Raw genomic sequence first — 17,791 nt, forward strand, 5'->3', positions numbered from 1 at the left:
GTTAATGTGAGTTTTGCTATGTCTACTTCTGTATCTGATACCACCAAATCCAGCCGCCGCGAGCAGCGCTCCAGCGCCCAGGCCTTTATCGACAGCCTCAAGGGGATGGCTCACCCCAACTCCCGCCGCATCTTTATCGAAGGCTCCCGCCCCGATATTCGTGTCCCGCTGCGGGAGATCCAGCTGGCCGACACCTTCGTCGGCGGCCCTGTCAGTGGCGATAAGGACGCTCCCCAGTTCGAGCCCAACGAACCGATCCCGGTCTATGACACTTCTGGCCGTTACGGGGAGGAGGGGGTCGCCATCGATGTGCGCCGCGGCCTGCCACGCTTGCGGGAGAACTGGGTGCTGGAGCGGGATGATACTGACGCCCTGCCGGGTCTCAGCTCCACCTTCACTCAGGAGCGTCTGGCCGACGAGGGGCTGGATCACCTGCGCTTCGATCACTTGAACTCTTTGCAACATAAGCCGCGCCGCGCCAAGCCGGGTCGCCGGGTCACCCAGCTGCACTACGCTCGTGCCGGGATCGTCACTCCCGAGATGGAATTTATCGCCATTCGCGAGAACATGGGGCGCGAGCGGGTGCGCTCCGAGCTCTTGCGCACCCAGCATCCGGGCCGCGATTTCGGTGCCCGCCTGCCCCAGAACATCACCCCCGAATTTGTGCGCGATGAGGTGGCCGCCGGTCGCGCCATCATCCCCAGCAACATCAACCACCCGGAAGCGGAGCCGATGATCATCGGCCGCAACTTCCTGGTGAAGATCAACGCCAACATCGGCAACTCGGCGGTCACCTCCAGCATCGAGGAGGAGGTGGAGAAGCTGGTCTGGTCCACCCGCTGGGGCGCCGACACCGTGATGGATCTCTCCACCGGCCGCTACATCCACGAGACCCGCGAATGGATCCTGCGCAACAGCCCGGTGCCCATCGGTACAGTGCCCATCTATCAGGCGCTGGAGAAGACCAACGGCATTGCCGAAGACCTCACCTGGGCGCTGTTCCGCGACACTCTGCTCGAACAAGCCGAGCAGGGGGTGGACTACTTCACCATCCACGCCGGCGTCCTGCTTCGCTTCGTACCGATGACCGCCAAGCGCCTCACCGGCATCGTGTCGCGCGGCGGCAGCATCATGGCCAAGTGGTGCCTCTCCCACCACAAGGAGAACTTCCTCTACCAGCACTTCCGCGACATCTGCGAGATCTGCGCCGCCTATGACGTGGCCCTGTCGCTGGGCGACGGTCTGCGTCCTGGCTCCGTCTATGACGCCAACGACGAGGCCCAGTTCGCCGAGCTGCGCACCCTGGGCGAGCTGACCAAAATCGCCTGGGAGTACGACGTGCAGGTGATGATCGAGGGGCCGGGTCACGTGCCTATGCACATGATCGAGCGCAACATGACCGAGCAGCTGGAGCACTGCCACGAGGCGCCTTTCTATACGCTGGGCCCGCTCACCACCGATATCGCGCCGGGTTACGATCACTTCACCTCTGGCATCGGCGCCGCGCTGATCGGCTGGTATGGCTGCGCCATGCTCTGCTACGTCACCCCCAAGGAGCATCTGGGCCTGCCCAACAAAGAGGATGTGAAGCAGGGGCTGATTACCTACAAGATCGCCGCTCACGCCGCCGATCTGGCCAAGGGTCACCCGGGCGCCCAGATCCGCGACAACGCCATGTCCAAGGCGCGCTTCGAGTTTCGCTGGGAGGATCAGTTCAATCTGGCCCTCGACCCCGACACCGCTCGCGCCTACCACGACGAGACCCTGCCGCAGGAGTCCGGCAAGGTGGCTCACTTCTGCTCCATGTGCGGGCCCAAGTTCTGCTCCATGAAGATCACCCAGGACGTGCGCGATTACGCGGCGAAGCTTGAGGCAGTCGAAATCAAGCTGGTCGGCATGGATGGCCAACAGGAGCAGGTAGTGGCTCAGGTAGAGAGCGGCATGGCCCGGATGGCCGAGACCTTCAAGGAGACCGGCGGCGAGATCTACCATCAGGCGGCGGCGCTGAAACAGGCCGCAGGGGAGGAGGCGTGAGCAGCGCAAGCGGGGCTGTCAGCCCCGCCGATCTGTCGCCCGTGACCGACTCGCTACCTGTGGTCTGGACCATCGCCGGTTCCGACTCCGGCGGCGGCGCCGGTATTCAGGCCGACTTGCACACCCTGCACGACCTTGGCGTGCACGGTTGCTCGGTCATCACCGCCATCACCGCCCAGAACTCGGTGGCGGTGAAGATGGTCGACCCTGTACTGATGCAGACCTTCACCGCCCAGATCGACGCCCTCGGCGTCGATCTGCCGCCCGCTGCCATCAAGATCGGCCTGCTGCCGACCCGGCTCCATGTGGAGGTGCTGGCCCGCCGATTGGCGAACATCGATGCTCCCTTCGTGGTCTACGACCCAGTGGCCATCGCCAGCACCGGCACCCCGATGGCGGAGCCCAATATGCTGGAGGCGGTGCGTGAACAGCTGTTGCCGCGCCTCTCCTTGATCACCCCCAACGGCCCCGAGCTGGAGGCCCTGACCGGCTTGCCGGTCAGCAGCCCAGAGCTGGTGCGCCTTGCCGCCCGCCGCCTGCGCGAACTCGGCGCTCGCGCCGTGCTGGTCAAGGGGGGGCATCTGGAGTGGAGCGGCGAGCTCTGCCTCGACTACTACCAGGACGAGACCCGCGAATTTTGGCTGGCGGCGCCGCGCCTCGATACCCGCCACGGCCACGGCACCGGTTGCTGCTACGCCAGCGCCATCGCCGCCGTGGTGGCGCAGGATTATCCGGTGGAGGATGCCATCACCCTCGCTCGCGCCTACCTGCAACAGGGGCTAGCGGCGGCGCAGGGGGTGGGCGCAGGCCCGGGCCCCATCGCCCATCTTGGCTGGCCGAGCAGTCTTGCCCATTTCCCCCGCGCTGTGCTGGCGGGATCAAAGCTCGATCGTCGCTTCGGACTTTATGAAGCGAGTGCCGCCCGCCTGCCGGATGGCCCTTTTGCCACGACCGAGCACAACCTCGGCCTCTATCCGGTGGTGGATTCGGTCAAGTGGCTGCGCCGCCTGCTGGGGCAGGGGGTCAAGACTATTCAACTGCGGATCAAGAATCTGCCTGCCGCAGAGGTGGCACCGGCCATCCGTGATGCGGTTGAACTCGGTCGCCGTCATGGGGCGCGGCTCTTTATCAACGACTACTGGCAGCAGGCCATCGAGGCGGGCGCTTGGGGCGTGCATCTGGGGCAGGAGGATATGGAGACAGCCGATCTCGCCGCCATTCAGGGGGCCGGGCTGCGCCTTGGCATCTCCACCCACGGCTACTTCGAGCTGATGCGGGCCCGCGAGCTGGCCCCCTCCTATATCGCACTCGGCCATATCTTCCCGACCAACACCAAGGCGATGCCTTCGCGCCCGCAGGGGCTGGTGCGGCTGCATCGCTACCGCGCCCTGATGGCGGAGTGGCCCACTGTGGCCATCGGCGGCATCAGCGAGGAGCGGGTGGCGGCGGTCAAGGCAAGCGGGGTCGGCAGTATCGCGCTGGTGTCAGCCATTACCGCCAGCGACGACTGGCAGGGGGCGACCGAGCGGCTGCTCGCTGCCGTGGGGGCGGGGGATGAGCCGCGCTCGGCCACCGTTATACGGGAGGCAGAACATGCGCTCTGATGAGGCGTCTCTTAGTGACAAAGAGTATCTGCGATACGGCCGCCAGCTGATGCTGGCGGAAGTGGGGGAGGCTGGTCAGGCGCGGCTCAAGGATAAATCGGTGCTGATCGTCGGCCTCGGCGGGCTTGGCTCGCCGCTCGCCCTTTATCTGGCCGGGGCTGGGGTGGGCACCTTGTGGCTGGCCGATGGCGATACGGTCGATTCCAGCAACTTGCCGCGCCAGATCCTGTTCGATAGCGAGGCAGTCAACCACTCCAAGGCGGAGCTGGCCCGCGAGCGCTTGGCCGCCCACAACCCGTTGGTGGAGCTGATTGCCATCAACCAGCGGCTCGATGCCGCCAGCCTGCCGGAGTTTGTGGCCGAGGTAGATCTGGTGATCGACTGCTGCGACAACCTCGCCACCCGGCAGGCCATCAACGCCGCCTGCGTGGCGCAGGGCATGCCCTGGATCTCCGCCGCCGCAGTGGGTTGGCAGGGGCAGCTGATGGCGCGCACCAGCTCGGGGCACGCCTGCTACGCCTGCCTCTATCCGCTGGATACCAAGGTGAGCCAGAGCTGCGAAACCAGCGGCGTAACCGGCCCATTGGTCGGAGTGATGGGCTCTTTGCAGGCGCTGGAGGCATTGAAACTGCTGCTCGGGATGCCGAGCCCGGTCGCCGGCACATTGCGCCGCTTCGATGCCCTGGCTCATCAATGGCAGACCCTCACTCTGGCCCCCGACCCCGATTGCCCGGTCTGCGGGCAGCGCCGATGCCCGACACACGATAAGGAGATCACCCCATGACCTTGACCATTCGACTCAACGATAAAGCCCAGCCGCTGGCGGCAGGGCAGAGCGTGGCCGACCTGCTGGCGGCGCAAGAAGTTAATCCACAGGGAGTGGCTATAGCCCTTAACGGCGCCGTGCTGCCCCGAGGCCGCTGGGCCGAGACTCGTCTCAATGACGGGGATGAACTTCACCTCTTCACCGCTATTGCCGGAGGCTAACCCATGAAACTCGCAGTCTCATCTTCGAGCGTGCTGCCTTGCGGCGGGGCCTCACCTCTTCTTACCGCAGTGGCCGGAGGCTGACATGCTGACAATTGCCGATCACACCTTCTCCTCACGCCTCTTTACCGGCACCGGTAAGTTTGCCCGCCCGGATCTGATGGCCGCTGCCATCGAGGCGAGCGGCTCCCAGCTGGTAACCATGGCCATCAAGCGGCTTGAACCGGGCAAGGCCTACGACGATATCCTCAGCCCCTTGCTGAAACTCGGGGTCAAGCTGCTGCCCAACACCTCCGGCGCCAAGACCGCCGCCGAGGCGGTATTTGCCGCCCACCTCGCCCGCGAGGCGCTGGGAACAAACTGGCTGAAGCTGGAGATCCACCCCGATCCCCGTTATCTGCTGCCCGATCCCATCGAGACGCTGAAAGCCGCCGAGCAGCTGGTGAAAGAGGGCTTTGTGGTACTGCCCTACTGCGGCGCCGACCCCGTGCTTTGCAAGCGGCTGGAAGAGGTGGGCTGCGCCGCCGTGATGCCGCTCGGTGCGCCGATTGGTTCGAATCAGGGGCTGGTGACCCGGGAGTTTCTCGCCATCATCATCGAGCAGGCCAATGTGCCTGTGGTGGTGGATGCGGGGATCGGTGCGCCGAGCCACGCCGCCGCCGCCTTTGAGCTGGGAGCCGACGCCGTGCTGGTCAATACCGCCATTGCAGTCAGCGGCGACCCGATCGCCATGGGCCGCGCCTTTGCGCTGGCCTGCACTGCCGGTCGCAGTGCCTATGAGGCAGGTCTCGGCACCCGCGCCCTACAGGCGCAAGCCTCCAGCCCGCTGACCGATTTTCTGGGGGCGTTATGAGCCAGGATTTAGAGGAGATAGATGCCTCGGCTATGGGCTCTGTGCCACACGATCAGCCAAGTGTTCGCCCCCCTCTCCCTTTGGGAGAGGGGCTGGGGGTGAGGGCTCCGGGGGTTAGGGAGTTTGAATCGAAGGATGCGGAACCCTCCTTTCTCGACCGCTGGCAGGAGCTTGAGTGGGACGATATCGGCATGCAGATCCGCACCAAAACCGCCGCCGATGTGGCACGCGCCCTGAGTGCCCCCCGCCGCACCCTGGCCGACTTTATGGCGTTGATCTCGCCAGCCGCCGAGGCGTATCTGCCGCAAATGGCGGCCGAGGCCGAGCGGCTGACCCGCCAGCGTTTTGGCAACACCATCGGCTTCTATGTGCCGCTCTATCTGTCGAACCTGTGCGCCAACGACTGCACCTACTGCGGCTTCTCCATGAGCAACCGCCTCAAGCGCAAGACCTTGAATAACGAAGAGATAGAGCGCGAGTGTCTGGCCATCAAGGCGCGGGGTTTCGACAGCGTGCTGCTGGTGACCGGCGAGCACGAGCACAAGGTGGGGCTCGCCTATTTTCGCGAGGTGATGCCCATCATCCGCCGCCATTTCAGCACGGTAGCGATGGAGGTGCAGCCCCTCTCGCAAGCCGACTATGCCGAGCTGAAGACTCTCGGCCTCGACACCGTCATGGTCTATCAGGAGACCTACCACGCCCCCACCTATGCCCGCCACCATCTGCGCGGCAACAAGCGTGACATAGGGTGGCGCCTCGCCACGCCGGATCGGCTGGGCCGCGCCGGTATCGACAAAATCGGCTTGGGGGCGCTGATCGGCCTCTCCTCGGACTGGCGCGCCGACAGCTACTTTGTCGCCGAGCATCTGAGCTGGCTTGAGCGCCACCACTGGCAGAGCCGCTATTCGCTCTCCTTCCCGCGCCTGCGCCCCTGCACCGGCGGGCTGGAGCCTGCCGTGGTCATGTCGGATCGCCAGTTGGCCCAGCTTATCTGTGCCTGGCGCCTCTTCTCGCCAACGCTGGATTTGTCCCTCTCCACCCGCGAGTCGGCCACCTTTCGCAACGGTGCGGTGCGCCTTGGCATCACCCAGATGTCGGCCGAGTCGCGCACCCAGCCGGGTGGCTATGCCGAGGGGGATGCAGAGGAGCTGGAGCAGTTCGCCATCCACGACGACCGCCCTGTGGGGGAGGTGGCCGCCGCCGTGCGGCAGGCCGGGTTGCAGCCGGTGTTTAAGGATTGGGAGCCCTTCTTGGGCCGATAGGGGCGGCCACGCCCCTCTTGCCGGTGGCATCCCGGCGTCCAGCCAGACTCTGTGCCTGTGGCAAGCAGGCACGGCCGCGTCGTGCAATCGTAGGGTCGATTAGCCGGTAGGCGTAATCGTCCGTTCCGAGGTATGGCGTTGGCGGCAGGGGCCGTTGTGTGGTGGCACGGCTTTGCCGTGCAGGACGCGAGGCCGCTGGCCTCGAAGGGGTTTCGCCCGCCCTTCGGGCTTGGGCGAGTAACTTTTCTTTGCGTGGCCAAAGAAAAGTCACCAAAAGAAAGGCCACCCCCGCCAATCCGACCGCTACGCGGTTTCCCTCGGGTCAGGTGCCAGGTCGGACGGATCGCCGCAGACGGCACATCCCTGTGCCGGCTGCGTCTGCGCCATCATCCCTGATGGCGCTCCTGCCCTTGCCCCTTCCCCTCGGCGGATTGGAGGGGGAGCCAAAACCGTGCCCGCCATAACTTCAGAGGAATCATAGGACGCAATTCACTTCGTTAATTGAATCCAACGGTAGCTATAAGTTACGGTGCTATTTTTCTTGTGACATATCATTAATATATTGTTCGTATATAGATTGAAGCGACTTTTCCAATCCTAAATAAAAATGTTGAGAGCAAATAAAAAGTGCTTGATACACGCATTGAAAAGCAATACTGAAACTAGACGTTAAAATGTGATTGGGTGCGTTGTTTTGTATGTTCAATGTCATCTCTGAAGTAAACGTCACCATATGTGAAAATGAGCTAGGGCCACCATGAACCCAATCAGATAGATTGGAGTATAATATTGAGTGCAATTCATCGGCTTTTACAGTACTCGCCATATCGCGAATTGTCACTCCACATTTCCAGTTATTATGTGTTTTGTCACCTTTGCCTGTTAGGTATCTGTCTTTGATGGCTGCATATCCGCTATTAATAGAGTGCTGTTCCTCCACTGAAATATCTTTTCCTTTAAGTATAAGGTCTTTCAATTTCATCCAGTCTTCTACAAATATATATTGCCGCCACTTTGAAGCTCGTTGAACAGGGCTATGTGCTACCCACAACATTTGTATTAGTGTTTCAATCATGGAGCGAGCGATCAGCTGTACGTCTGGTGAGGGAGATAGTTTACGTATAGAATTCATGTGCAAATCTAGTTTATACATGTAGCAAATGAGGAAAAAACCAAAATCATCATTTCGTTCCAACATGAATGAATTTGAATTATAAATTTCTTGTAGCTTGAAGCAATAATCATCAATGGTTGAATTTTTCACTTGGCTGACCTCTGTAATATATAAAATGATGCAATTTTAGAGTTGTTTTTTTCGGTGGTTGCATAGTGTTTAACTTGAAAGTATATCTATCTTTAATTTTATATCATGTTGCACGTTGTTAAGTTTAATGAATTTTCCTTCACTGTTAAGTTTTAAGTCTTGGCTGACTTATTTCGCCTACAAAGGGGCAGTTTCCGGCTGTAGCCCCAAATATTATGATGGTGCAATAGCCTACATTAGCATTTCTCGCTTATCTATTTCTCAGCAGCGAAGCACGTGTTCTGATGATTTTGGCAACTCATCACATCATCTTCCGCAGGAAATAACTGATATGTCCCGGCGGCATATCGGGCAGCTGGCCAAAGACCTCGTAACCCTGCTTCTGATAGAAGGGGAGGGCCTGAAAACTGGTGGTTTCCAGATGGTAGTTGGTGATGCCCTTGCTTCGGGCGTACTGCTCCATGGTGCCCAGCAGGCGGCCGCCCCAGCCATCGCGGCGGATGCTTTCGTCGATCCAGAGCCAGTCGACATGCAGCCAGCCCCACTTGATGTCGGCGATGATGCCGCCGTGTACCTTGCCCTCTTTATCCTTGATAAAGCTGGCGATCCGCTCGCGCAGATGGGTGCCGGCGTGATCCTTGTTGTAGCCCGAGAGACCAATGCGCAGCGCGTCGATCTCATCATCCTGAGGCGGTTGGGGTGGGGTGAGTTGCATAGTGCTTCCTGCTTGATGGTGGTTGTCTCTAGCGGGCAGCCGCTTCCAGCGCGGCTATCTCGCCGCCGCTTATAAGCGGCAGGTTGCGGCTGATCTGCTCTACCGGCCAGTCCCACCAGGCGATGGCGTTGAGACGGGCGATGGTGTCGTCGGCAAAGCGGTAGCGGATCACTTTGGCGGGGTTGCCGCCGACCACGGCATAGGCGGGCACGTCGCCGGTGACCACGGAGCGGGCGGCGATAATGGCGCCGTTACCGACTTTTACCCCCGGCATGATCAGGGCCTCATAGCCAATCCAGACATCGTTGCCGATCACGGTATCCCCCTTGTAGGGCAGGCTGCCCGGGGCTGGTGCGGCGCTCTCCCAGCCGTTGCCGAAGATAAAGAAGGGGTAGGTGGAGAAGCCGGAGGTCTGGTGGTTGGCGCCATTCATGATGAACTTCACCCCGCGGGCGATGGCGCAGAACTTGCCGATGATCAGCTTGTCGCCGATGAAGGGGAAGTGGTAGAGGACGTTGCGCTCAAAGCCCGCCGAATCCTCCGGGTCGTCGTAATAGGTGTAGTCACCCACCTCGATATTGGGCCCCTTGATGGTGTTCTTGATAAAGCACACCTGGGGGAAGCCGTTCATGGGGTGGGGATTGGCGGGATCGGGTCCGTGCATCCGGGCTCCTTGGATTGGTCGGGCTAGAGCGTCGGGAAGTAGCAGGCGCTCATGTCGATGGGGTGGTCGGGGCAGCCGGGCAGATAGAATTGCCAGCCCGCATCGGAGAAGGCGCGCAGTTCGGTTTCGACAAATTTGATGGCGAGGCTCAGGGCCTGCAGGCTGTCGACGCCGTAGATAAAGGTCTTGTCGCTGAGCCCCGCCAGCTTCACCTTGCAGCGCCAGTCACCGCTGGCGGACTTGGGGTCCGGCTCGGGGGCCTTGATGGCGATCTTGAGGATGAGCTGTTCCCCTTCGGTGCTGATGGCGTCGAAGCGGGCGGTGACGATGGCGTTTTTCATCTGGCGATTCCTTTCCGTGGTACAGCCCCTGCGGTTGCGGGTGGCTGGCGTCCCTGATGGCTGATGAGGTGAAAATTTAGGCTCAGGAGGGCCAGCGTAAATGAACTTATGAGTTGAAACAATGAGATATCCGCGACCGGGTGAGGGCGCTTGCGCAGCAGAGTGCGAGCGTGGGGTCGGGAGGCGGGGCGTGCTGGCAAACCTTGTTGGCCGGGACGCTCGCGGGCTGCTAGATGTAAAGGATTGTTGGCTGTGGCGGTAAATTAACCATCTGTGTCGATGAGGGCAGTTGAGTCCTCTTGAGGCAGAATGTCTCCCCCCTGTTTGACGCTGAAGTACAGGAGTCTCCGTGGCGCTTTCGATAACCCAGCTTTATGAAGTGATGGCCCAGCTGCCAGATCCCATCTTTATCCTCAGTGAAGATGGCTATTACATGGAATATATCGGCGGTATGGAGCAGCAATCCTACCACGACGGCAATCCGCTGGCGGGCAAGCAGCTGGCCGATGTGCTGCCGCCCGAGATGGCCATGTGGGTCAAGGCGCAAGTGGCCGAGTCGCTGGCCAGCGGTCAGGTGCAGGTGGTGGAGTATGAGCTGGCCGCAACCGAGGTGGGGGGGATCAATGCCGCCGTCGGGCCGCAAGGGGTGCAGCGTTTCGAGGGCAAGATTGCGCCGCTGCCCTCCCTCTACGACGGCAAGCGGGTGGTAGCCTGGGTGACCCGCAATATCACCCGTCAGTTCGAGTTGCAGCAGCGGTTGCAGCGCCAGAGCGAAACCGACCAGCTGACCGGCCTCTACAACCGTCGTTTTTTCTTCGAGCACTGCCAGCAGTTGCGGGCAGGGGAAGCGCCCTGCGGCCTTATCATGCTCGACATCGATCACTTCAAGCAGATCAACGATCGTTACGGTCATCAGCAGGGAGATCTGGCCTTGCAGCGCTTCAGTGGCTGTATCGATACCCTGTTGCGGGCGGACGACCTCTTGGTGCGCAGCGGCGGCGAGGAGTTTCTGATCCTGCTGCCACGGACTGATGAAGCCGGTTTGCTGCAGATGGCGGAGAAGATCCGCGCGGCCGTCGAGGCGCTGCCTGCCGATCCGGTCGCCATGACGGTCAGTCTGGGCACTACCCTGGTGCCGCCGGAGGAGGAGATCAATCAGGCGCTGGCTCGGGCCGACGAGTGGCTCTACCGGGCCAAACGGGCAGGGCGCAACCGGGTGGCACACGGCCCGGCACGCTGAGCCTCTCGGCCCTGTTATTGGCAAAAATGACCTGTCTTTTTGCCATCAATAATTTGGCTGATATCACTGTCAATGAGTGGAAAAGTTGGCCGTATTATTTCACTCATATTCCACTGGCTATGGTGTTAATATTATTGGCCTGATCGCTGGTCTTATTTGTGTTGTTGGGCAACAGGATGAGGTTTTATCGGTATGTTATCAAACAGGCTTGAATCGGGTTTTGGATGACGAATGTGATACATCTCGTTGTCTTTTGAAACAATCCGATTCAAACAGTCATGAATTATTAACCTTGACCCGGATAGCGATTTCAACGATGGTAGCGTGGCAGCTCCGTTTCCCTCCGGTGGCCCTGTTGGCCGCTGGCGGCGTTGTTTTTCCATGTGCAGGGCGATATGCAACGACATATCTCCAGCCTGTTATTCGGGCCAATAAAAATAATGATGACAGACTAATAAGGTATATATTGCAATGAGTGTTTCTATTGCTGAAAAGAGTACCCCTGTTTCAAAATTGAAATGGGAGAAAAGCGATTCGGTATGGACCATGGGCTTATATGCCACTGCTGTCGGTGCTGGTACGTTATTTCTCCCTATTACTGTTGGCAGTAATTCCCCAGTTATTTTGCTGTTTATTTTATTGCTGGCTTTTCCGCTCTCTTATTATTCCCATCGGGCATTGAGCCGCTTTGTGCTCTCCAGTTCCCATCGGGAAGGGGACATCACCCATGTGGTGGAGGAGCACTTCGGTGCCAAAGCAGGCAAGCTGCTGATGCTGGTCTATCTGATGGCCTTCTACCCCATCATTCTGGTCTACAGCATCTCCATCACCAATGCGATCCAGAGCTTCGTGGTCCACCAGCTGGGCAACGCCGAACTGCCGCGCGGCTTGCTGGTTGTGGGGGTGATGCTGGGCCTGCATCTGATCCTGTTGGCCGGTAAGCAGATCGTGGTGTCTGCCATCAGCGTGCTGGCGTTGCCGATGGTCGCCTTCCTGATTGGCCTCTCTATCTACCTGCTGCCCCAGTGGAGCCTCTCCTACTTCAGCGAGAGTCAGGCGGTGGAGTGGCGTGATCCGGCGTTCTGGAAATCCCTCTGGCTGATCGTGCCGGTGATGGTGTTCTCCTTCAGCCATGCGCCCATTATTTCCTCCTTCAGCGCGGCGCAGAAAAAGCGCTGTCAGGAGAGTGCCGACCTGCGCGCCAAGCGGATCATCAAATACAGCAGCCTGCTGATTTGCGGCAGCGTGCTCTTTTTCGTGGTGAGCTGCGTGATGAGCCTGAGTCAGGCGGAGATGGCGCTGGCCCGCACCGACAATATCTCTGTGCTGTCGGCGCTGGCGAACAAGTTCTCCAACCCGCTGATCGCCTATGTGGGGCCGCTCATCGCCATTCTGGCTATGTCCAAATCTTTCCTCGGCACTTCCATGGGGGTGAGCGAGGGGACAGTGAGCATGGTGAGCGGTGCCTGTCAGGGGCTGGGGCTCTCCCTCAGGGAGTCGACCATAGCCCGGGTGTCGTCGGTGATCCTGTTTATGGTGACCGCCGTCATCACCTATCTGAACCCCAATGTGCTCGACATCATCGAGCGCGTCAGTGGCCCGCTGATCGCGGTGATCCTGTTTCTGCTGCCAGCCTGCTCCATCTATCGCTTGCCCGCACTCAAGCGCTATCGCGGGCCGAGCACCCTTTTTGTGTTGGTGATGGGGCTGCTTGCCATCTCGGCCCTTATCTACGATCTGCTTTGACCGGGCGGTATCCCGCACAAATCAAAAAGGGCGACCATCTGGTCGCCCTTTTTCTGTGCGTCGGGGTTAGCCGAGCAGGCCGCTGGCGCTCTGGCCCGCCATTAACAAGCCGAATGCCAGCACGCTGAACCAGACCAGCGTGGCCCCCACCAGCAGGTAGCCGCTGGCGACGAACAGGCCATCTCGCTGCAACATGCCGGTGCAGAGCAGCAGAATGGCCCAGGCGGGCATGGCATTGGTGAAGGGGATGGCGCCAAGGGGCAGCATCAGCAACAGGGCGGCCAGCATGATCAGCAGGCCGTTGCAGCGGTTAACCGCGCTGCTGCCGGTCAGCAACAGCAGACGCGGGCGGATAAAGCGATCGACCCGGGCCAGCAGATCCGCCCCCTTGTGCAGGGTCGGTTTGAGCTGGTCGGCAGCGAAGCGGCGCTCCATCAGTATGGCGGGCAACCAGGGCACCCGGTTGAGGGTGATGCCGATGCCGATAAAGAGGATCAGCAGGCCGAACGGGGTGCTGACCCCGGGGATGGAGACCGGCAGCAGGAAAGGCACTGTGAGCAGCACGCAGAACAGCAGCATTCCCTGCTCGCCCACCAGTTCCAGCATCTGGCGCAGGCTGACGTGGCTCTCGTCGATGGCGTGCGCGGTGGCCCGCAGGGTATCCGCGAGGGTGGTTTGGGGGTCGTGAAGTTGCGCGGCAACCATTCCCTGATGTCCTTCTGAGTGGTGATGGCGGGCCCCGATGACCCGATTTTTCGCCAGCATACGTGGCAGAGGTTAACCGCCGATGAATGGTGGCGGCTGGCGCATAACGGCGGTTGTTGCACGGGTCTGGTGCCGCAACAGCGGTGGGGCAGTCGTGCCATGAATGTGATCCGGTACAGCCGCCGTTTAGGAGTGGCGCAGAATGAAGCTGGTATGCTTTCTGAACAATCACACAGGGAGCAGGGGATGATGATGAAGAGAGCCGGGATAGCGATAGTGGGGCTGTTGCTGCCACTGGGGCAGGCCTGGAGTAGCGAGGCCGCGACCACATCAGGTTGGCAGCTGACGCCGTTTTTTGGCTACAGCTCAGCCATCGATTTCGAGAAGAGCGACGATGTGGTGGAGCCGGTATCGCGCTCGACCTCGCTCGATTCACTGCAAGGGCAGCGCTCCGGCAGCTGGGGCCTCTTTATCAGCAAGGAGGTGGATGATCCCGGCATGATTGAGCTGCTCTACAGCCACCAGTCCACCACCCTCTCTCCCGATCAGCCGGATCGCCTGACGGTGGATACCCTGCACTTTGCCGGTGCGCTGACCCTCTCTGACAACCTGATGGCGCCCTATATCGGTGCCGGGATCGGGGTGACTCGTTTTGCCGCTTACGACAGCGAGGTGATGCCCTCCATGTCACTGGCGCTCGGGGTACAACCCCGGCTGACCGAGCATCTGGCGCTGCGAGCCGAGGTGCGCGGCTATGGCTCGCTGGTCAACGACAGCAACCAGTTTCTCTGCAACCCGGAGCAGTGCGTGTTCAAGGTGCGCGGGGAGCTGGTGACCCAGTGGCAGGCCAATATCGGTCTCACCTTCCGCTTTTAAACGGGTCGTATTACACCCATGAGTAAGGGGCCGTTAGGCCCCTTTTTCATCCGCTATGTGACGCTGTGACCGGCAATCAACCGCCAGCTCTTCACTCTCCATGCGTAGTCGGAGTAGCCCACACTGCGCAGTTTCTGCCAGCCTCTTTGGCGCCATAGAGCGCCTGATCCACCCGCTTGAACAGCGAGACCGCCGGCTCCTTGGGTTCACGGATCCCCACCCCCAGACTGACCGTCAGGGGTCTGGCCGGATCGGGGGCTATGGTGCGGGTCGCCGCCAGCAGTGTGCTGGCCAGTTGCTGCAATTGTGCTTCGTTGGCGACGGGCAGCAGCAGGACGAACTCCTCACCACCAATGCGGGCCGCCAGCGCCCCGGGCGGGCAGTGTTGCTGCAACAGCTCGCCAAACTGCTGCAGCACCCAATCCCCGATATCGTGGCCGTAGTTGTCATTGATCCCCTTGAAGTGATCCAGATCCAGCAGGATGAGGGCATGGTAAACCCCCCGCTCCAGAAACAACTGCTGATGAAAGTAGCGCCGGTTTGGCAGGCGGGTCAGATCGTCAAACAGCGCCTGTTGTCTGAGCTGGGCATTGATATGAAAGAGGTGGTGCATGGTGCTCAGGATGCCGATGCTGCTGAGCAGAATGCCGCTGGATCGCAGCAGATCCTCGGCGTAGATGGCGAGCCAGAGCGGTTGCTGCACGATTTCATCCATGATGTCGGCGGTGGCCCCCATGATCCACAACATCAGGCCGCAGGATAGCAGGCGGTAGGTCTTGGCGGGCAGATGGGCGCACTGTACCACCCAGAACAGGAACAGCATGGTGAACCAGTTGATCACCTCGAAGCCAAAGCTGACGGCGTAAAAGCGCTCGTAGGGGAAGTGGGGCAGCAGCAACAGATGCAGGGCCATGATGGCCAGCATCGCTATCCCCAGCAGCGCGATGTGGGCGCGATGCTCCCGGTCGAGATGACGGTAGTGGGAGAGGCTGATGTCGAGACGATCGAACTGCATGGGGTTCCTCGGATGTGGGCTTGCCATCACCTTGCAACCAAGGGCTCGCGTAATGGTGTGCCTTGGGCAGATAACAGCAAGTGACGGGCCTGACAGTGTAAACGAGCTGACCCGGGCAGTGCGATGGTAATGGCATCAGCTTGTGGGCTGGCTCCGGGTTTGCGCACTTCTGGTGCGCACGTTATTGCCTGCCCTGTGACAGGGCGGCCTTGGGCAGGTTGGCGCAGTCAGCGCGCCATGTTGGTGCAAGCGGGGTTTCGTCGATAGTTAATTTTATGATTTTAAAGGATTTAAATTTATGGCCCGCTTTATGCTTTTTACATATCAGACGGTCTCTTGCGGTCATCAGCGGCAGACGCAGTGATGTGAAGTGGCAAGAGACATCCCCGTGCCGGGCACGGGTGTGATTCAGGCGGGTCGCAGCAACACCTTGCGGCTTGCCACAGATTCAATCAGGGAAACGGAGCCGGTCTTGTACCGGTACGACAGGGAAGGAGAGTGCTCTATGGTCAAAAAATGGATGATGGCGGGTCTGCCGATATTGATGACGTTACTGGCGACCCCAAGTTGGGCCGAAGAGGTCGCTCAGGTACAGACTGCGGTGGCACCGGTTGCCGCCATGACAATCAACAAGGGTGACAATACCTGGATGCTGCTGTCGGCGGCGCTGGTGATCCTGATGTCGATCCCCGGTCTGGCACTCTTCTACGGTGGCCTGGTGCGGGCCAAAAACATGCTGAGCGTGCTGATGCAGGTGTTTACCCTGTTCTGCCTCATCTGCGTGCTGTGGGTGATCTACGGCTATTCGCTGGCTTTTACCGAGGGCAACAGCATCTACGGTTCCTTCAGCAAGGTGCTGCTCAAGGGGGTCACGCCTGACTCCATCGCAGCCACTTTCAGTAAGGGCGTTGGCATCAGCGAGCTGATCTATGTGGTGTTTCAGGGGGCCTTTGCTGCTATCACCTGTGGCCTCATCGTGGGGGCCTTTGCCGAGCGCATCAAGTTCGCCGCCGTGCTGCTCTTCTCAGTGATCTGGTTCACCTTTGCCTACATCCCGCTGGCTCACATGGTGTGGTACTGGGCAGGCCCAGATGCCTATACCAGCGCCGAGGCTGCCGCGACGGCGACCGCAACGGCCGGTTATCTGTTCCAGCATGGTGCGCTCGATTTTGCCGGCGGCACCGTGGTGCATATCAACGCCGCCGTGGCGGGTCTGGTAGGGGCCTATCTGGTGGGCAAGCGTCTGGGCTACGGTCGTGATCCCATGACCCCCCACAGCCTGACCATGACCATGATCGGCGCCTCCCTGCTCTGGTTTGGCTGGTTTGGTTTCAACGCTGGCTCCGCGCTGGAAGCCAACGGAATCGCCGCACTCGCCTTTATCAACACCTGGGTAGCGCCGGCTGCGGCGGCGCTCTCCTGGACTCTGGCCGAGTGGGTGATGAAAGGCCGTCCCTCCCTGCTGGGTGCGGCCTCTGGCGCGGTGTCCGGTCTGGTGATGATTACCCCGGCGGCCGGTTTCGTCGGGGTCGGCGGTGCTTTGGTGATGGGTCTTATCAGTGGCGTGGCGGGTCTGTGGGGCGTGCACGGTCTCAAGCGTTTGCTGGGGGCCGATGACAGTCTCGATGTGTTTGGTTTGCACGGAGTGTGCGGCATTCTCGGTGCCCTGCTGACCGGTGTATTTGCCAGCCCGGATCTGGGCGGCACCGGGGTATGGGACTATGTCACCAATCAGGTTGCCGAGGGTTACTCCATCCTGACTCAGGTGAAGATCCAGGCCATCGGGGTGGGTGTCACCATCCTCTGGTCCGGTGCGGTGGCGGCGATTGCCTTCAAGGCGGTCGACATGCTGGTCGGGTTGCGGGTGAACGGCGATGCCGAGCGGGAAGGGCTGGATGTGACCTCCCACGGCGAGAAGGCTTACAGCATGTAACCCCGAGCGCCAGACAACAAAAAACCGCCGATTCCGGCGGTTTTTTTATGGCTCGCGAGCGGTGGCGCGTTTAGTTCACGACGGCCACGTTGATGCTGCCATTGCCCTGGGTCATGCGAACGCGCGCGCCCGGGGTGAAGGTGGGGCTGGCTTTCTGCACTACCACTATGGCTTCACCATTCTCTTTCTTGATCTCCAGTTCGACGCCGTCGACCTGATTCATCTTGTTGCCGACGGCGTTGCCTGCCGCCGCACCGGCGATGGCGCCGCCTGCGGCTGCGATATCGCGTCCGGTACCGCCACCTATGGTGCTACCCAGCAGGCCGCCGACCACGGCGCCGCCGATGGTGCCCATCAGGGAGTTCTCATCGGCCTGGATCTTCACCGGGCGGGTAGAGATGATGGTGCCGTAACTGACGGTCTGCACCTGTTTGGCACGGTCTTTGGTGTAGACATCGCCGGAGTAAACGTCGCTATTGGCACAACCCGTGATGGTGGTTGCGGCCAGCAGGGCAATAAGGGTCATACGCTTCAACATGGTGAGCCTCCTGG

Annotated in this window: 18 protein-coding genes; 11 read left to right on the forward strand and 7 right to left on the reverse strand. The window is 60.6% G+C overall.

Features of this window, described 5'->3' with window-relative positions; translation table 11 throughout:
• The first annotated feature begins 18 nt into the window (after window positions 1–18).
• From thiC to thiH, 6 genes are all read left to right on the forward strand, one after another.
• The gene (thiC, locus tag BN1135_RS20925; RefSeq protein WP_042024602.1) at window positions 19–2,034 is read left to right on the forward strand and encodes a phosphomethylpyrimidine synthase ThiC; all 2,016 of its coding nucleotides are present in this window, start codon (window positions 19–21) and stop codon (window positions 2,032–2,034) included.
• Entirely contained in the window at window positions 2,031–3,638 is a 1,608-nt protein-coding gene (thiE, locus tag BN1135_RS20930; protein ID WP_042024604.1) for a thiamine phosphate synthase, read from the forward strand. The genes thiC and thiE overlap by 4 nt, the downstream gene beginning before the upstream one ends.
• The gene (locus BN1135_RS20935; protein ID WP_042024606.1) at window positions 3,628–4,422 is read left to right on the forward strand and encodes a HesA/MoeB/ThiF family protein; all 795 of its coding nucleotides are present in this window, start codon (window positions 3,628–3,630) and stop codon (window positions 4,420–4,422) included. The genes thiE and BN1135_RS20935 overlap by 11 nt, the downstream gene beginning before the upstream one ends.
• Entirely contained in the window at window positions 4,419–4,625 is a 207-nt protein-coding gene (gene thiS / locus BN1135_RS20940) for a sulfur carrier protein ThiS (RefSeq protein WP_042024608.1), read from the forward strand. Before BN1135_RS20935 ends, thiS begins: the two co-directional genes overlap by 4 nt.
• Before the next feature lie 85 nt (window positions 4,626–4,710).
• Window positions 4,711–5,478: a thiazole synthase gene (locus BN1135_RS20945; RefSeq protein ID WP_042024610.1), complete on the forward strand. Its 768-nt coding sequence runs from the start codon at window positions 4,711–4,713 to the stop codon at window positions 5,476–5,478.
• Between the two features lie 32 nt (window positions 5,479–5,510).
• On the forward strand, window positions 5,511–6,740 hold the full coding sequence (gene thiH, locus BN1135_RS20950; protein WP_042024612.1) for a 2-iminoacetate synthase ThiH: 1,230 nt from the start codon (window positions 5,511–5,513) through the stop codon (window positions 6,738–6,740).
• 532 nt (window positions 6,741–7,272) lie between these two features.
• Here the strand turns inward: thiH and BN1135_RS22315 are convergent.
• From BN1135_RS22315 to BN1135_RS20965, 4 genes are all read right to left on the reverse strand, one after another.
• Window positions 7,273–8,004 (reverse strand): DUF5677 domain-containing protein, encoded by a 732-nt coding sequence (locus BN1135_RS22315; protein WP_175479102.1) that lies wholly within the window; start codon window positions 8,002–8,004, stop codon window positions 7,273–7,275.
• Between the two features lie 301 nt (window positions 8,005–8,305).
• Window positions 8,306–8,719, reverse strand: a complete 414-nt coding sequence (locus tag BN1135_RS20955) for a GNAT family N-acetyltransferase (protein ID WP_042024615.1) — start codon at window positions 8,717–8,719, stop codon at window positions 8,306–8,308.
• 28 nt (window positions 8,720–8,747) lie between these two features.
• Complete coding sequence (locus BN1135_RS20960; protein ID WP_042024618.1) at window positions 8,748–9,383, reverse strand: Vat family streptogramin A O-acetyltransferase; 636 nt, start codon at window positions 9,381–9,383, stop codon at window positions 8,748–8,750.
• Between the two features lie 23 nt (window positions 9,384–9,406).
• Complete coding sequence (locus tag BN1135_RS20965) at window positions 9,407–9,724, reverse strand: DUF6968 family protein (RefSeq protein WP_042024620.1); 318 nt, start codon at window positions 9,722–9,724, stop codon at window positions 9,407–9,409.
• Between the two features lie 349 nt (window positions 9,725–10,073).
• On the opposite strand from BN1135_RS20965, the gene BN1135_RS20970 reads away from it, so the two are divergent.
• From BN1135_RS20970 to BN1135_RS20975, 3 genes are all read left to right on the forward strand, one after another.
• Complete coding sequence (locus tag BN1135_RS20970; protein WP_042024621.1) at window positions 10,074–10,964, forward strand: sensor domain-containing diguanylate cyclase; 891 nt, start codon at window positions 10,074–10,076, stop codon at window positions 10,962–10,964.
• A gap of 85 nt (window positions 10,965–11,049) precedes the next feature.
• Window positions 11,050–11,439, forward strand: coding sequence for a hypothetical protein (locus BN1135_RS22320; protein WP_139245158.1), 390 nt, complete (start codon window positions 11,050–11,052; stop codon window positions 11,437–11,439).
• Window positions 11,436–12,710: an amino acid permease gene (locus BN1135_RS20975; protein WP_042024625.1), complete on the forward strand. Its 1,275-nt coding sequence runs from the start codon at window positions 11,436–11,438 to the stop codon at window positions 12,708–12,710. The genes BN1135_RS22320 and BN1135_RS20975 overlap by 4 nt, the downstream gene beginning before the upstream one ends.
• 66 nt (window positions 12,711–12,776) lie before the next feature.
• Here the strand turns inward: BN1135_RS20975 and BN1135_RS20980 are convergent, their stop codons facing one another.
• Window positions 12,777–13,415 (reverse strand): exopolysaccharide biosynthesis protein, encoded by a 639-nt coding sequence (locus tag BN1135_RS20980; RefSeq protein ID WP_042024626.1) that lies wholly within the window; start codon window positions 13,413–13,415, stop codon window positions 12,777–12,779.
• Window positions 13,416–13,667: 252 nt separating this feature from the next.
• On the opposite strand from BN1135_RS20980, the gene BN1135_RS20985 reads away from it, so the two are divergent.
• Window positions 13,668–14,291 carry an outer membrane beta-barrel protein gene (locus BN1135_RS20985; RefSeq protein WP_042024654.1) on the forward strand — a complete coding sequence of 208 codons (624 nt, stop codon included), beginning with the start codon at window positions 13,668–13,670 and terminating at the stop codon, window positions 14,289–14,291.
• A 91-nt stretch (window positions 14,292–14,382) separates the two neighbouring features.
• Here BN1135_RS20985 and BN1135_RS20990 read toward each other — a convergent pair whose 3' ends face one another.
• Window positions 14,383–15,306, reverse strand: coding sequence for a GGDEF domain-containing protein (locus BN1135_RS20990; RefSeq protein WP_042024627.1), 924 nt, complete (start codon window positions 15,304–15,306; stop codon window positions 14,383–14,385).
• Window positions 15,307–15,811: 505 nt separating this feature from the next.
• Here BN1135_RS20990 and amt point away from each other — a divergent pair.
• On the forward strand, window positions 15,812–17,239 hold the full coding sequence (gene amt, locus BN1135_RS20995; RefSeq protein ID WP_042024628.1) for an ammonium transporter: 1,428 nt from the start codon (window positions 15,812–15,814) through the stop codon (window positions 17,237–17,239).
• A gap of 70 nt (window positions 17,240–17,309) precedes the next feature.
• On the opposite strand, the gene BN1135_RS21000 is transcribed toward amt, so the two are convergent.
• A complete protein-coding gene (locus BN1135_RS21000) occupies window positions 17,310–17,777 on the reverse strand; it encodes an outer membrane lipoprotein (protein ID WP_042024629.1) in 468 nt (155 codons plus the stop codon).
• Window positions 17,778–17,791: the final 14 nt, after the last annotated feature.

The sequence above is a fragment of the Aeromonas sobria genome, from assembly GCF_000820145.1.
GTDB classification, from domain to species: Bacteria; Pseudomonadota; Gammaproteobacteria; order Enterobacterales; family Aeromonadaceae; genus Aeromonas; species Aeromonas sobria.

What these genes read in the sequence shown, in the direction of transcription:
- BN1135_RS20945 (WP_042024610.1), top strand. Translation starts at nt 4,711, where the DNA reads ATGCTGACAATTGCCGATCACACCTTCTCCTCACGCCTCTTTACCGGC.
- BN1135_RS20955 (WP_042024615.1), bottom strand. Translation starts at nt 8,719, where the DNA reads ATGCAACTCACCCCACCCCAACCGCCTCAGGATGATGAGATCGACGCG.
- thiS (WP_042024608.1), top strand. Translation starts at nt 4,419, where the DNA reads ATGACCTTGACCATTCGACTCAACGATAAAGCCCAGCCGCTGGCGGCA.
- BN1135_RS20990 (WP_042024627.1), bottom strand. Translation starts at nt 15,306, where the DNA reads ATGCAGTTCGATCGTCTCGACATCAGCCTCTCCCACTACCGTCATCTC.
- thiH (WP_042024612.1), top strand. Translation starts at nt 5,511, where the DNA reads ATGGGCTCTGTGCCACACGATCAGCCAAGTGTTCGCCCCCCTCTCCCT.
- BN1135_RS20965 (WP_042024620.1), bottom strand. Translation starts at nt 9,724, where the DNA reads ATGAAAAACGCCATCGTCACCGCCCGCTTCGACGCCATCAGCACCGAA.
- BN1135_RS20960 (WP_042024618.1), bottom strand. Translation starts at nt 9,383, where the DNA reads ATGCACGGACCCGATCCCGCCAATCCCCACCCCATGAACGGCTTCCCC.
- BN1135_RS20935 (WP_042024606.1), top strand. Translation starts at nt 3,628, where the DNA reads ATGCGCTCTGATGAGGCGTCTCTTAGTGACAAAGAGTATCTGCGATAC.
- amt (WP_042024628.1), top strand. Translation starts at nt 15,812, where the DNA reads ATGGTCAAAAAATGGATGATGGCGGGTCTGCCGATATTGATGACGTTA.
- BN1135_RS21000 (WP_042024629.1), bottom strand. Translation starts at nt 17,777, where the DNA reads ATGTTGAAGCGTATGACCCTTATTGCCCTGCTGGCCGCAACCACCATC.
- BN1135_RS20980 (WP_042024626.1), bottom strand. Translation starts at nt 13,415, where the DNA reads ATGGTTGCCGCGCAACTTCACGACCCCCAAACCACCCTCGCGGATACC.
- BN1135_RS20975 (WP_042024625.1), top strand. Translation starts at nt 11,436, where the DNA reads ATGAGTGTTTCTATTGCTGAAAAGAGTACCCCTGTTTCAAAATTGAAA.
- thiC (WP_042024602.1), top strand. Translation starts at nt 19, where the DNA reads ATGTCTACTTCTGTATCTGATACCACCAAATCCAGCCGCCGCGAGCAG.
- BN1135_RS20985 (WP_042024654.1), top strand. Translation starts at nt 13,668, where the DNA reads ATGAAGAGAGCCGGGATAGCGATAGTGGGGCTGTTGCTGCCACTGGGG.